This window comes from Amycolatopsis sp. NPDC000009 (assembly GCF_055563465.1).
The window spans coordinates 191,263-205,480 of record NZ_JBVHDI010000012.1 but is presented as its reverse complement, the minus strand read 5'-3'; the positions used below and the strand labels follow the sequence as shown (position 1 = coordinate 205,480).

Here is a 14,218-nt window from a genome sequence, read left to right as displayed (position 1 = left end):
TGGCCTCGGCCCATGCCCGAATCCGAATTACTACAGGCGTGTGACCCCACTCAGCGAACCTGTAGCACTTAGTAACCAAAAAGATCAACGTGCCCAATAACCCCATCGCAAAGGCGAGGGACAAGCACCGTGGGGGTCCGGGGGCTCGGGCCCCCGGGAATTATGGTGAGCAAGCCACGGTCCAGGCGTTCCCTGGACACACCGCGCCCACTTGCGAGCGGATGACGGGATTCGAACCCGCGACCCTCACCTTGGCAAGGTGATGCGCTACCAGCTGCGCTACATCCGCATGTGTTGCTCTGCTCCGGCACTCGTTTGAAGCAGTGGAACAACCATACACCGACCGTCTGTAGCGGTTTCGACCCACCCCTGCAGGTGCTTCGGTGTCACACCTGGCGTACAAGGGGTGACGACGGCTGCATACCTCCGTATGGTGTCCCCATTCGACCGAATGGTGAGTCCTTCGGGGAGGAGGTGCCTGGCCGGATGACCGAGCAGGGCACGGTGCCGCTTCAGGCGGCCTCGGAATCCGACGAGCAGGCATTGCTCCAGCGTCTCCGTGATGGGGAGGACGCCGCCTTCGGGGAGCTTTTCGAACTCCACGCCGCCGCCGTGCGGCGGCTGGCCCGCAGCCTGGCCTCCGACCGGTCGGAGGCGGAGGACATCACGGCCGAGACCTTCTTCCGGGTGCTTCAGGCGTTGCGCCGGGGTGCCGGGCCGCGGGATTACGTCCGGGCGTATCTGCTGACGGTGGCTCGCCGGGTCTCGTGGGAGTGGCACGGCGCGCGTCGTGACGTGCCGGTGAGCGACGACGAGCTGACCTTCCGGGCCGGGGCTGGGGCGGACACGCATGCCCGCACGGCCGAACATTCGCTGATCACGACGGCGTTCACGAGTCTGCCGGAGCGGTGGCGTTCGGTGCTGTGGCAGACCGAGGTCGAAGGCGAGCAGCCGGCGATGGTCGCGCCGCATTTCGGGTTGAGCGCGAACGCGACGGCGGCGCTGGCCCGTCGCGCGCGGCAGGGGCTGCGGGCGGCGTACCTCCAGGCGCATCTGTCGGTGAACCGCGGGCCGGATTCGTGCCGGGCCGTGGTGGAGAAGCTGGGCGGGTTCACCGCGGGCAGTGTCACCGGGGCCGAGGCCCGCCGGATCAAGACCCACCTGATCGGGTGCCAGTCGTGCCGGGCGACGCACGACGAGTTGCGTGACGTCTGTTCTTCGCTGCGGGCGCACGCCGGTGTCGTCGCCTTGCTGGTGCCGGCGGCCGCCGGTGCCCACGCGAGCGGGGCGTTGTCCGGGCTCGCCGCGTCGGTCAAGGGGCTTCTGCTCGGGTCGAAGGTGAAGGTCGGCCTCGCGGTGGCGTCGACGGCCGCCGCGGGCGCGGTCGGGATCGTCGCCGGTCCGGCCGTGTTCGGTACCGACGTGACGCACACCATCGGCCTGCCCGGGGGCGGCCAGCCGGAGCTGGCGTTGCTGCCGGAGCAGGTCGCGCCGCCCGCCGACGGCAGGCCGGTGGAGCTCCCGCCGCAGCGGATCGCCGAGGACCGGATGCACGGCAAGGGCGACCGGCCCGCCGTGAACGGGCAGGGCACGGGCACGGAACTCGGGGTCTCCGACCTGCCGAGCCTGCCGGGTGTGGGCACGTCGGGGAGGAAGGACGCCGGCGGCGGTGACAGTGGCGCCGACGGCGCCGATAACGCCGTGCAGCCGCCTGACGAGCAGAATCCGACGCAGGAGGAGACCTCGCCGCGGAACGAGGTCCCGGAACCGGGCACCGGCACGAACCAGACCACCTCGAAACGGGACGACATCCCGCCAGGGGAGTCGCTGAGCCCGACCACGACGACCTCCAGGGACGAGACGGACCCGTCGAACACGCCGGAGTCGACGACTGACCCGGAAGGGTCCACTTCGCCGGAGACGAGCACGCCCGAGAGCGAGACCGGGACCCCGTCCGGCGAGCCGTCGAAAGACGAGCCGAGCCCGGTCGAACCGACTTCCCACTATCCGGAACCGGGTATCGACTACCCGACGTGCCCATAACGCCCGAGCGGGCATATCACCTTCGAACTCTCGCGAATCCGGCTCCGGTCACGGTACGGTGGAGCTCGCTCACGACGAGCGAGCGGCCGCGCGGGAGGCGACTGAATGAACCGGCTGGTGCACGGCGAGGACGGCCGTGACTGGGTGGTCCGAGCCCAGATGGAATGGCGTGCTCCCGCGACAGCGGACGATTTCGAGCACGACGTGGCGGGCAGCTACGGCCCGGGTATCGCGATGATCGCCGTGACGGCGCTGCTCGCGATCGTGCTCATCATGTGGACTCCCGCCGACGTGAGAATCCCGTCCTGGGTTCCGCTGGCGCTCCTGCTGGTCGCGCTGTTCTTCCCGTTGCGGTGGATCCTGCGCCGCCCGTGGACCGTGGTCGCCGAGACCGAGGGCGATCTGGCGGGCGACCGGCCGTCGGAGCGCTGGGTGGGCACCATCCGCGGCATGTTCACCGTGCGCGGCGAGGTCTCGAAGATCTCCAAGACCATCCAGAAGCACTCGCTGCCGGATTTCGACGGCCCGTTGCACCCGGTGGAGTAGTCGCGGCGGCCTGAACGCGCGAGACTGGGCCCATGCCCGAGCTACCCGAGGTCGAAGCGCTCGCTCACCACCTGCGTGAACACGCGGTGGGCAAGACGATCTTCCGTGTCGACGTGGCGTCCCTCAGCGTGCTGAAGACGGCGACACCGCCGTGGACGGAGCTGCACGGCCGCGAGGTCACCGGTGCCGGCCGCTTCGGCAAGCACCTCGATCTCGTCGCCGGTGATCTCCATCTGGTCGTCCATCTGGCGCGGGCCGGCTGGCTGCGCTGGTCCGACGGGTTGGCGCCGGCGCCGCTCAAACCCGGCAAGGGGCCGATCTCGCTGCGCGTCCACCTCGACGCGGCCGCCGGGCCCGGCTTCGATCTCACGGAGGCCGGGACGAAGAAGGGGCTGGCGGTCTGGATCGTGCGTGATCCGGAGAAGGAGGTCGCCAGTATCGCGCGCCTCGGGCCGGACGCGCTTTCGCTGGACCGCACGGGTCTCGAGAAGTTGTTCGCCGGGCGCACCGAACGGTTGAAGACGGCGCTCACCGATCAGTCGCTGATCGCCGGCATCGGCAACGCCTACTCCGACGAGATCATGCACATGGCGAAGCTTTCGCCTTACGCCACGACCGGAAAACTGTCCGAAGGGGCGCTCGACGGGCTCTTCGAGGCCATCAGCGAAGTGCTGACCAGCGCCGTGACGCGGTCGGTCGGCCAATCCGCGGCCCGGCTCAAGGGCGAGAAGCGGTCCGGGTTGCGGGTGCACGCGCGCACCGGGCTCCCGTGCCCGGTCTGCGGCGACACGATCCGCGAGATCTCGTTCGCGGACAAGTCCTTCCAGTACTGCCCGACCTGCCAGACCGGCGGGAAGCCGTTGGCCGACCGGCGGATGTCGCGCCTGCTCAAGTGACCCGCCACTGACCGCTTTTCGTCCTCTGAATGCGGTACTTGCGCGGGCAACCACCGCATTCAGAGGACGAAACGCGGTCAGCAGAGGGCGGCGATCACCGCGGGCATCGGCGGCTTCGGCACCCGCTGCCCGCCGTGCACGTCCGCGGCGAGGTCGTACACGTTGAGCGCCAGCACGATCTGCTTGGAGCCGTCCGCGTTGCTCATCGAGACGCTGAAGAATCCCGGCCCGGCGCCGGTGTTGCCCCAGAACGTCTTCGTGACGTCCCCGCATTCCACGTCGAGCGTCTCGATCCCCGCTCCGTAGGCGCCGCCCTCCTCGTTCGGCACGAGCCGCTTGAGTTCGGCCTGCTGCGCGGGTGCCAAAAGCCGTCCTGCCAGCAATGCGCGGTGGAACGTCGCGAGGTCGTCGACGGTCGACACCATCGCGCCCGCGGTCCAGTCGTACGACGGGCTGAACACCGTCATGTCCTCACCCCGCATGTCGTAGCCGTGCAGATGCGGACCTCGCAGGAACGGCGACCACAGCGGGAAGTACGTCTTCCCGAGGCCGAGCGGGCCGAGGATCCGCCGCTGGATCTCCTCGCGGACGTCGTCGCTGGTGATCTTCTCGATCACCTTGCCCAGCAACAGATATCCGGTGTTCGAGTAGTCGACGCCCGTTCCGGGCGGGAACGACGGCCGGTCGGCGAGCGACCGCCGGATCACCTCCGACGGCGTGATGACGTGCGCCCGGTTCCCGTCGACCAGATACGGGTCGAAGAAGTGTGGATCGAGCGGGTCGTGCACGCCGGAGGTGTGGTTCAGCAGCATGCGCAGCGTGATCTTCTCCGGCTCGTAGCCCGGTCCGCGTACGACACCGGGCAGCCGTCGCTCCACCGGATCGTCGAGGGAAAGCGCGCCTTCGCCCGCCAGTTGCAGTACCACCGTGGCGACGAACGCCTTGGTGTTGCTGGCGATCCGGAACCGGTGGTGCGGCCCCGCGGGTTCGCGCGTTGCCTGGTTCGCGTATCCGGCGCCGAAGCGTGAGACCGCCTTACCGGTCCGGACCTGGACGACCGCTCCCGGGAATCCCCCTTCGCCGACCAGCTCGCCGACCGCCGCGCGCACCGGATCACCGGCCGCGGCCGCCGTCCCGCTCGCCAGCAGGACTCCCGCCAGCACCCCCGCCGCGAGTTTCCCCGATCCGCGCATTGTGTTCCTCCCCCGGAAGCGATTGCCTGCGCACAGTCTTCTCCGCACGACGGGGAGTGACCATGGGGACAACGCCCGGGTCTTGGGTAGGGTCGGCCCCACCCTCAGTTGTCACAACTCAACGGAAAGTGGGGAGCAGACCTTGCACCCGGTTGGTCGAGCGCAGAGCATGGACGCCGTGTCCGGGCTCGAGATCGCGCAGATCATCCCTTGGGGTGTGGCGCTGCTGCTCGCGATCCTCGTCGTCGTCCTCCTGATCAAACTGAGGCGGCCCGCGAGCATCGTGGAGAACGCGGTGCTGCAGGCCGTCCACCGGATGTCGAAGGCGACACCGGATCTCCGCGAGGGGCTCGACGAGCAGGTCGCCGACAAGATCACCAGCCAGCTGCTGGAGATGCTCGACTGCGTCGCCGTCGGCATCACCGACAGCGAAGGCACCCTGCTGTCCTGGGACGGCGAGGCCAACGACCACTACGTCGACCTCGTCGACGCCATCGGCAACGCGATCCGCAAGCACCGGCGCGAGGTCGTCGCGCACGACAAGATGCCGTGCAACCACCGCGGCACCTGCCGGATGCGGACGGCGGTGATCGTGCCGCTGATCGTCGAGGGCGAGACCGAGGCCGCGCTGCTCGTCGTCGGGCGCACCCGCGGTCGCCTGGTGCAGATGGCCGACGCCGTCGCGCAGTTCGTCTGCACCCAGTTCGAGCTGGCGCGCCTGGACGAATCGAAGAACCAGCTCCAGCAGGCGGAGATCAAGGCACTGCGCGCGCAGATCTCGCCGCACTTCGTCTACAACGCGCTCAACACCATCTCGTCGCTGATCCGGACAGACCCGGAGGAGGCGCGGGAGCTGCTTCAGGACTTCGCGGACTTCACGCGCTACTCGTTCCGGACGTCGGGCATGTTCACCTCGCTCGCCGAGGAACTGCGGAACATCGACCGCTACCTGACGATCGAGAACGCCCGTTTCGGCGGACGGCTCGAAGTGCGGATGAAGATCGCGCCCGAGGTGCTTTCGGTGGTCGTCCCGTTCCTGATCATCCAGCCGCTGGTGGAGAACGCCGTCAAACACGGCCTCGCGTCGAAGCCCTCCGGCGGGTGCGTCACGGTGATCGCCGAGGACTACGGCGCCGAAGCGCTGATCAGCGTCGAGGACGACGGCATCGGCATGGAGCCCGCCAAACTCGCGGATCTCCGCAGCCAGCACCGCACGGGCGCGCACGTCGGCCTCGGCAACATCAACCAGCGGATGCAGCAGGTGTTCGGCCGCGACTACGCGCTCATGGTCGAGACCGCGCCCGGCGCCGGGATGAAGGTGACCCTGCGGGTGCCGAAGTTCATGCCCGGCGTGCGGCCGAATCTGCCGGACTTCTCCGCCGACAGCGCGACCGTCCCGCCTCAGGGCGGGCCGAACGAGTCCAGCGGGGTGAGCGGTTCGCGCAGCGGCGTGCTGCCGTCGTGAACGTCGGTAACCTGGCGGTATGAGCGTTGCGGACAAGCTGACCTCCCGTCTCCCGATGATCGGCGATCGGGGTGAACGCAAGGACGTCGTCGCCGTGGTGAAGCTGCACGGGGTGATCACGCCGACCCCGTCGCCGCTGGCCAGGGGATCGATCAACCTCGCCGCCGTCGAATCGGCGCTGACGCGCGCGTTCGGGCACGAGCGGCTGAAGGCCGTCGCGCTGCAGATCAACTCGCCGGGTGGCGCGCCGACGCAGTCGGGCCTGGTCGCCGAGCGGATCCGCCAGCTCGCCGACGAGAAGAACGTGCCGGTACTGGCCTTCGCCGAGGACGTCGCCGCGTCCGGCGGGTACTGGCTGGCCTGCGCCGCCGACGAGATCTACGCGCACCGGACGTCGATGGTCGGTTCCATCGGCGTGATCAGTGGTGGCTTCGGGTTCACCGGTCTGCTGGAGCGGTTCGGCATCGAGCGGCGGCTGCACACCGCGGGGGCGAACAAGTCCCGGCTCGACCCGTTCAGCCCGGAGAAGCCGGAAGACGTCGAGTGGCTGAAGAAGATGCACGGCCAGCTCCACGAACTGTTCGTCGATTGGGTCACCGAACGCCGTGGCGACCGGCTGTCCGGCTCCGAAGACCTGTTCACCGGGGATGTCTGGCTGGGCGCCCGCGCGGTCGAGCTCGGTCTCGTCGACGGCGTCGGCAGCCTCCGCCAGGTGATCACCGAGCGGTACCCGGACGCCGAGATCGCGATCGCCGAACCGAAGAAGCCGCTGCTGGCGCGGCTCGGCATCGGCGCCCCCGCCGCGGCGAGCGCGCTGCTGGACGCCGTCCAGTCCAAGGCCGCCTGGAGCCGCTTCGGCCTCTGAGCACGTGCGATAAACGGCCCGGTCCTCGCGGATCGGGCCGTTCTTCGCGTTCGGGGCAGGTCGGATTCACCCGAACGGTGGTAGGCGTAAGTGGTTCAGACCAGGTCTCATATCGGACATACCGCTTTGTTGTGAACGGCAACAAACCTCGACAGCGTTGACGAGGAGGTCCGATGTCCGTTACTTCTCCCCGAACGAGCCGCTGGAAGATCGCGCTCGCCGCCACCGCCGGCGCGGCTCTGATCACCGTCCCCCTCACCCTGCCCGCTTCCGCCGCCGTCCCACCCCCGCCGTCCGGCTGGACCACCGTGTTCACCGACGACTTCACCGGCGCCGCGGGCTCGCTCCCGTCGAGCGCGAACTGGATCATCGACACCGGCCACGGCTACCCCGGCGGCCCGGGCAACTGGGGCACCGGCGAGATCCAGAACTACACGGCGAACCCCGCGAACCTCGCCCAGGACGGCTCCGGGAACCTGCGGATCACACCGCTGCGTGACGGCGCGGGCAACTGGACCTCGGCGCGGATCGAAACCCAGCGCACGAACTTCAAACCGCCCGCGGGCGGTGCGCTGCGGATCGAAGGCCGTATCCAGATGCCGAACGTCACCGGCGCCGCGGCACTCGGCTACTGGCCCGCGTTCTGGGCGCTGGGCTCGCCGTATCGCGGCAACTACTGGAATTGGCCCGCCGTCGGCGAGTTCGACATCATGGAGAACGTCAACGGGATCAACACGGTCTGGGGTGTGCTGCACTGCGGCGTCAACCCCGGCGGCCCGTGCAACGAGACGACCGGCCTCGTCGGCAGCCGCACCTGTCCCGGTGCCAGCTGTCAGAGCGCGTTCCACACCTACACCTTCGAATGGGACACCAGCGTCAGCCCCAACGTGTTCCGCTGGCTCGTGGACGGGCAGCAGTTCCATTCGGTCAGCCAGAACCAGGTCGACGCCACGACGTGGGCCAACATGACGAACCACGCCGGCTACTTCGTCCTGCTGAACGTCGCCATCGGCGGCGCGTTCCCGAACAACAACTCCGGCACCACGACACCGGGGCCGGGGATCGTGCCGGGACACCCGATGCTCGTCGACTACGTCACCGTCCTGACCCGCGGCGGCGGCACGACCCCCACCGCGCCCACGACCACCACGGGAAGTCCCGGCGGCGGCAGCGCGTACGGCACGATCCAGGCGGAGTCGTACGGCCAGGCGGCGGGTATCGCCAAACAGGCCACGTCCGACACCGGCGGCGGCCAGAGCATCGGACCCGCGGGCAATGGTGACTGGGCGTTGTACCCGGGCATCGACTTCGGGACGCAAACGGGCAGGCAGTTCCAGGCGCGCGTCGCGTCCGGAGCGGCGGGCGGCGTGAGCGGACTCGTCGAAGTCCGGCTCGGCAGCCGGTCCAACCCGCCCATCGGCAGCTTCGCCGTCGCGAACACCGGCGGCTGGCAGAGCTGGCGGACCATCCCGGCGAATATCAGCGGCGTCACCGGGAAACACGACGTCTACCTGACCTTCACGAGCGGACAGCCCGCCGATTTCGTGAGCGTCAACTGGTTCACCTTCACGCCGTGAAGGGATAGATGTGGCACGGCGAGGCGGTTCGTGTCACCGGAAAAGATGACGGCACCGGTCACCCCAGGCGCGGGGGTGCCGGTGCCGTCCTTTTCGTTCGACTTTCGTGAAGCGGGCTGGACAAGGAACCCGGCAATGGGCAGGATGCGTCTCACTGTGAGTGCTCACGATGACACCCGGAAGCTCATCGTCCTGGCGGTGGACGATGAGCCCAAAGGGCTAGACGAACTCGTCCACTGTCTCCGCAACAGCCCGCACGTCGCCCTGGTCTACCCGGCGATCGACGCTTCGGAGGCGCTGCGCCTGCTGTCCGCGGACGATCCGAGGCTGGCCGACCGCAAGGCGCGCGGCCTGCCGATCGTGGACGCGGTGTTCGCCGACATCGACATGCCCGGTCTGTCCGGTATGGAGATGTCGCGGGTGTTCGCCGCGCTGCGCCCGTCGCCGGCGCTGGTGTTCGTGACCGGGCACGCGGAAGAGGCCGTCAACGCCTTCGACCTCGGCGCGCTCGACTACGTGCTCAAGCCGTACCAGCAGGATCGGCTCGACCGCGCGGTCTCCCGCGTGATCGACAAACTCGCCGCCAACGCCGCGCCGAAGTACGGTCCGGAAGGCGGACTGGGGCAGGTCAAGAACGACGACGAGGTCATCCCCGTCGAGCTCGCCGGCACCACGAAGCTCATCCCGCGGTCTTCGGTCCGCTGGGTCGAGGCACAGGGCGACTACGCCCGGCTGTTCACCACCGACGGCAGCCACCTGGTCCGCATCCCGCTCGCCCAGCTCGAAGAACGCTGGGAGAAGGCGGGTTTCGTCCGCATCCACCGGTCGTTCCTGGTCTCCTTGCCGCTGATCACCGAACTGCGCATGGGGCAGGGCGGCTATCAGGTCGTGATCGGTAACGAGGAGAAGGTGCTGCCGGTGAGCCGCCGCCACACGCGCGCCCTCAAGGACAGGCTGGTCGGCGCCAACCGGTCGACGTGACCGACGACTACTACCGCCGCGTCAACGGCGTCCGCGAACCGGATCCGACGCTCGGTAAGAGCAGGAAACCGGCGGTCCCCGAGGGGGCCGCCGTCGAACCCGTTCCCGGCGCGCCGTCGGGCCCGAAGCACGAGGCCAAACCCGAACATCACGCGAAACCCAAGCGGCAGCGGGTGATCCTCGCCGATCCGCGGCAGGCCACCAGCACCCTGCGGGCCAGGGTCGAGCTCGAAGAACAGACCAGCTGGGGAAAGCTCCTGGTCCGGGATCTGGTGAAGATCCAGCTGCGGACGGCCTCCCTGCTGGCGCTGCTGGTGATGGTCACCCTTTGTTCGCTTCCGGTGCTCTTCTATCTGATCCCGTCCTTCGGCCGGGTGACCGTCGTGGGCATCCCGGTGCCCTGGCTGATCCTCGGCGTGGCGCCTTTCCCGTTCCTGTTCGGCATCGGTCTCTGGTACAACCGGCTCGCCGAACGACACGAACGCGACTTCGTCGACATGATCGAGAACTGATTGCGGAGCCGCACGTAGAGGAGGACCCATGACCGCGCGCCCTCTTGTGGCCGAAGGCCACGGAAACGCGGTGGCAGGGCGCCTCGATGCCTCCGCGACCGACCAGATTTCGCCGCGCCCTGGCAGCGCGTTTCCGTCAGCGCGCGATTAAATGACACCGTGCAGCTGAACTCTTGGGCCATCGCCGGCATCGTGCTGGTGGCGGTCCTGACCTTCTATCTGGGACATCGCTCCTCGAGGTCGGCCGTCAGCACGCACGATTTCCTCGTCGCCCGGCGCACCGTGCGGTCCCGCCGCAACGCCGCCGCGATCTCCGGTGAGTACCTGTCCGCCGCGTCGTTCATGGGCGTCGCCGGCATCGTGCTCAAGGACGGCGCCGACGCGCTGTGGTTCCCGATCGGCTTCACCGCGGGTTATCTCGCGCTGATGTTGTTCGTCGCCGCGCCGCTGCGGCGGTCGGGCGCGTACACGCTGCCGGACTTCGTCGAGATGCGGCTGGGTTCGACGATGCTGCGCCGGGTCTCGACGGCGTTCGTGGTGTTCATCGGGATCCTCTACATGGTCCCGCAGCTGCAGGGCGCCGGCCTGACCCTGGCGACCATCCTGCCCGTGCCCGCGTGGGCGGGCGCGATCCTGGTGACCTGTGTGGTCGGGTTCAACGTGATCGCGGGCGGGATGCGCGCCATCACCGTCGTCCAGGCCTTCCAGTACTGGCTGAAACTGTTCGCCATCGCGGTGCCGGCGTTCGTCCTGTGCATCGTGTTCCTCGGTTCCGGTGGGCCGGGCAGCGCGCGTCCGCTGGGGCAGCCCGCCCCGCCGACGTTCCCCGAGAACACCACGGTGTCGGTGCAGGCCGACGTCACGCTGAAGGTCACCTCGGTGACCGTGCTCGAGGCGTACGGACAGGTGGAAGGCGCGCGCGCCAACGGTTTCGCGGTGTGGACGCCGGAGGCCGGGCACAAGGTCGAGAAGGGCACGACCCTGAAGTTCACCGCGGGCACCCCGGTGCCGGTGGTCAGTGACGCGCCCGCGTCCAACGGCGACTGGCTCCGGCCGGGGTCGGGCGGTCTCACCGATCTGCTGCAGGTCTATTCGCTGATCCTCGCGACCTTCCTCGGCACCATGGGGCTGCCGCACGTCCTGGTCCGCTTCTACACCAACCCCGACGGGAAGGCCGCGCGCCGCACGACGGTGCACGTCCTGCTGCTGCTCGGGCTGTTCTATCTGTTCCCGACGCTGCTGGGCGCGCTCTCGCGGATGTACGTCCCGGAGCTGCTGGTGACCGGCAAGACCGACGCCGCCGTCCTGCTGCTGCCGTCCGCCGTCCTCCCCGGCCTCGGGGGGCAGATCCTCGGTGCGGTGACGGCGGCCGGCGCCTTCGCGGCGTTCCTGTCGAGTTCGTCCGGGCTGCTGGTGAGTGTCGCCGGGGTCGTGTCCACCGACGTCCTGCCCGGTCGCGTCCGCGATTTCCGGGTGGCGACGGCCATCGTGGCGGTCATCCCGTTCGCGCTGGCGGTCCTGCTGCCGTCGGAGGACCTCTCGCTTTCGGTCGGGATGTCGTTCGCGCTGGCCGCGTCGACGTTCAGCCCGCTGCTGCTGCTCGGGGTCTGGTGGCGCAAGCTCAGCTGGCCTGGCGCGCTGGCCGGGATGCTCGTCGGTGGCGGTTCGGTGCTGACCGCGCTGGTGGTCAACATCGTCAGCAAGTACACCGGTGGCTGGGCGCCGTGGTTCACGAACCAGCCCGCGCTGATCACCGTGCCGGCGGCGTTCCTGACCACCTACGTGGTGAGCCGCGCGACCGGATACGGGCGGCCGGACGACGTCCACGGCGTGATGCTGCGGCTGCACGCGCCCGATCCGCTCGGGTTCATGCGCGATCGCGCGGTCGCCCGGTTCGGGCAGGCCGAAGAGGACACCGCGAAGACAGAGAAGGCCGAGAAGGCCGAGAAGACACTGAAGACAGACAAGGCAGAGAAGGCCCGGACCACCGGCAAAGGCCGTCACCGGAAGTAAATCACTCTTTCGAGTCGCGAGCGTCTACTCAGAGTCGTACCGTTCACTCAAATGGATTGCTCCTCTTCGGCCCTGAGAGGGGCATGATCTTTCGTGACAACGAAGTCATCGAATGGTCGCGGTAGACGGGAGGTCCGACGTGAGCGATACCGATCCGGAATCCGACTGGGAAAAGGTGCAGGCGAGTCCGGACTTCGCCGAGCTGCGCCGCAGGCTCCGGGTATTCGTTTTCCCGGTCTCGGGGTTGTTCCTCCTTTGGTATCTGCTCTACGTGCTCCTCGCCGACTACGCGACCGAGTTCATGAGCACCAAGCTCTTCGGCAACATCACCGTCGGCCTGGTCTTCGGCCTGCTGCAGTTCGTGTCCACCTTCGTGATCACCGGTCTTTACGTCCGGTACGCGAACCGGAAACTCGATCCGCTCGCCGACAAGATCCGGCATGAGGTCGAAGGGACCGAGCGGTGAATACGCTGGCAGCGGGTGTACAGGGCAGCAATCCGGCCCTCAACATCACCATTTTCGCGATCTTCGTGGCGATCACGCTCGTGATCGTTTTCCGGGCGAGCCGGAATACGAAGACCGCGTCCGACTACTACGCCGCGGGGCGCGCGTTCACCGGTCCGCAGAACGGCATCGCGATCTCGGGCGACTATCTTTCCGCGGCGTCGTTCCTGGGTATCGCCGGTGCGATCGCGATCAACGGTTACGACGGTTTCCTCTACTCGATCGGGTTCCTCGTCGCGTGGCTGGTGGCGTTGTTGCTGGTCGCGGAACTGCTGCGCAACACCGGCAAGTTCACCATGGGCGACGTGCTGGCGTTCCGGATGAAGCAGCGCCCGGTCCGCGCGGCGGCCGCGATCTCCACGCTCGCCGTCTCGTTCTTCTACCTGCTCGCCCAGATGGCGGGCGCCGGCGGCCTGGTGAACCTGCTCCTCGGCATCGAAGGGAATCTCGGCCAGGACCTGGTGATCGCCGTCGTCGGCGTGATCATGATCCTGTACGTGCTGATCGGCGGGATGAAGGGCACCACCTGGGTCCAGATCATCAAGGCCGTCCTGCTCATCGCGGGTACGTTCGCGATGACGCTGTGGGTGCTCGGGAAGTACGGGTTCAACTTGTCCAGCCTGTTCCAGGCCGCCGTCGACAAGGGCGGGCAGACCGGGGAAGCGCTGCTCGGGCCGGGCAAGCAGTACGGCAAGACCGGCACGACGAAACTCGACTTCCTGTCGCTGGGCATCGCGCTGGTGCTCGGCACCGCGGGCCTGCCGCACGTGCTCATGCGCTTCTACACCGTGCCGACCGCGAAGGACGCGCGCCGTTCGGTGGTCTGGGCGATCGCTCTGATCGGCATCTTCTACCTGTTCACGCTGGTGCTCGGCTACGGCGCGGGCGCGCTCGTCGGCCCGGACGTGATCGCGAAGGCGCCGGGGACGACCAACTCGGCGGCCCCGCTGCTGGCGCTCGAACTGGGCGGCCCGATCCTGCTCGGGTTCATCGCGGCGGTGGCGTTCGCGACGATCCTCGCGGTGGTCGCGGGGCTGACGATCACCGCGTCGGCGTCGTTCGCGCACGACGTCTACGCCAACGTGATCAAGAAGGGCAAGACCGCCCCGGACAGCGAGGTCCGCGTCGCGCGCATCACCGCGCTGGTGATCGGCGCGGTCGCGATCGTCGGCGGGATCCTCGCGAAGAACCAGAACGTGGCGTTCCTGGTGGCGCTGGCCTTCGCGGTGGCGGCGTCGGCGAACCTGCCGACCATCCTCTACTCGTTGTTCTGGAAGCGGTTCAACACCCAGGGCGCGCTGTGGAGCATCTACGGCGGGCTGAGCGTGTGCGTCGTCCTGATCGTCTTCTCGCCGGCGGTCTCGGGCAAGCCCGTCGACCCGAAGACCGGGAAGAGCGCCTCGATGATCCAGGGCGTCGACTTCCACTGGTTCCCGCTGGACAACCCGGGCATCGTGTCGATCCCGGTCGCCTTCTTCCTCGGCTGGCTCGGCACCGTGCTGTCCAAGGAACACAACCAGAAGAAGTACGCCGAGATGGAGGTCCGCTCGCTCACCGGTGCCGGGGCGGAAAAGGCCGTCCAGCATTGAGTCGCTCTTCACGCGCGCGCAACGGGACGGGAT

The 14,218-nt window shown here is 68.4% G+C and carries 12 protein-coding genes and 1 tRNA gene; 11 read left to right on the top strand and 2 right to left on the bottom strand.

Going from position 1 to position 14,218, the window contains the following annotated elements:
• Positions 1–216 precede the first annotated feature (216 nt).
• Positions 217–289, bottom strand: a tRNA-Gly gene (locus ACZ3HL_RS28555).
• Between the two features lie 197 nt (positions 290–486).
• On the opposite strand from ACZ3HL_RS28555, the gene ACZ3HL_RS28550 reads away from it, so the two are divergent.
• From ACZ3HL_RS28550 to ACZ3HL_RS28540, 3 genes are all read left to right on the top strand, one after another.
• The gene (locus ACZ3HL_RS28550; protein WP_465534704.1) at positions 487–2,043 is read left to right on the top strand and encodes a sigma-70 family RNA polymerase sigma factor; all 1,557 of its coding nucleotides are present in this window, start codon (positions 487–489) and stop codon (positions 2,041–2,043) included.
• A gap of 105 nt (positions 2,044–2,148) precedes the next feature.
• Positions 2,149–2,589, top strand: coding sequence for a DUF983 domain-containing protein (locus ACZ3HL_RS28545; protein ID WP_126732525.1), 441 nt, complete (start codon positions 2,149–2,151; stop codon positions 2,587–2,589).
• Between the two features lie 32 nt (positions 2,590–2,621).
• Entirely contained in the window at positions 2,622–3,485 is an 864-nt protein-coding gene (locus ACZ3HL_RS28540; RefSeq protein WP_465414520.1) for an Fpg/Nei family DNA glycosylase, read from the top strand.
• 77 nt (positions 3,486–3,562) lie between these two features.
• Here ACZ3HL_RS28540 and ACZ3HL_RS28535 read toward each other — a convergent pair whose 3' ends face one another.
• Entirely contained in the window at positions 3,563–4,678 is a 1,116-nt protein-coding gene (locus ACZ3HL_RS28535; protein ID WP_465534703.1) for a serine hydrolase domain-containing protein, read from the bottom strand.
• Positions 4,679–4,847: 169 nt separating this feature from the next.
• Between ACZ3HL_RS28535 and ACZ3HL_RS28530 the strand changes: the two genes are divergently transcribed.
• The 8 genes from ACZ3HL_RS28530 to ACZ3HL_RS28495 all read left to right on the top strand — a co-directional run bounded on the left by ACZ3HL_RS28530 (position 4,848) and on the right by ACZ3HL_RS28495 (position 14,185).
• Positions 4,848–6,143 carry a histidine kinase gene (locus ACZ3HL_RS28530; protein ID WP_125679199.1) on the top strand — a complete coding sequence of 432 codons (1,296 nt, stop codon included), beginning with the start codon at positions 4,848–4,850 and terminating at the stop codon, positions 6,141–6,143.
• Positions 6,144–6,162: 19 nt separating this feature from the next.
• Positions 6,163–7,008, top strand: coding sequence for a S49 family peptidase (locus ACZ3HL_RS28525; RefSeq protein WP_034309569.1), 846 nt, complete (start codon positions 6,163–6,165; stop codon positions 7,006–7,008).
• 173 nt (positions 7,009–7,181) lie between these two features.
• Positions 7,182–8,585, top strand: a complete 1,404-nt coding sequence (locus tag ACZ3HL_RS28520; RefSeq protein ID WP_465534702.1) for a carbohydrate-binding protein — start codon at positions 7,182–7,184, stop codon at positions 8,583–8,585.
• 144 nt (positions 8,586–8,729) lie between these two features.
• Complete coding sequence (locus ACZ3HL_RS28515; RefSeq protein WP_465415017.1) at positions 8,730–9,566, top strand: LytR/AlgR family response regulator transcription factor; 837 nt, start codon at positions 8,730–8,732, stop codon at positions 9,564–9,566.
• A complete protein-coding gene (locus ACZ3HL_RS28510) occupies positions 9,563–10,078 on the top strand; it encodes a DUF485 domain-containing protein (RefSeq protein WP_457958894.1) in 516 nt (171 codons plus the stop codon). The genes ACZ3HL_RS28515 and ACZ3HL_RS28510 overlap by 4 nt, the downstream gene beginning before the upstream one ends.
• Before the next feature lie 159 nt (positions 10,079–10,237).
• The gene (locus ACZ3HL_RS28505) at positions 10,238–12,091 is read left to right on the top strand and encodes a sodium/solute symporter (protein WP_465534701.1); all 1,854 of its coding nucleotides are present in this window, start codon (positions 10,238–10,240) and stop codon (positions 12,089–12,091) included.
• A 112-nt stretch (positions 12,092–12,203) separates the two neighbouring features.
• Positions 12,204–12,557 carry a DUF485 domain-containing protein gene (locus ACZ3HL_RS28500; protein WP_465534700.1) on the top strand — a complete coding sequence of 118 codons (354 nt, stop codon included), beginning with the start codon at positions 12,204–12,206 and terminating at the stop codon, positions 12,555–12,557.
• The gene (locus tag ACZ3HL_RS28495) at positions 12,554–14,185 is read left to right on the top strand and encodes a solute symporter family protein (RefSeq protein WP_465414532.1); all 1,632 of its coding nucleotides are present in this window, start codon (positions 12,554–12,556) and stop codon (positions 14,183–14,185) included. The genes ACZ3HL_RS28500 and ACZ3HL_RS28495 overlap by 4 nt, the downstream gene beginning before the upstream one ends.
• Positions 14,186–14,218: the final 33 nt, after the last annotated feature.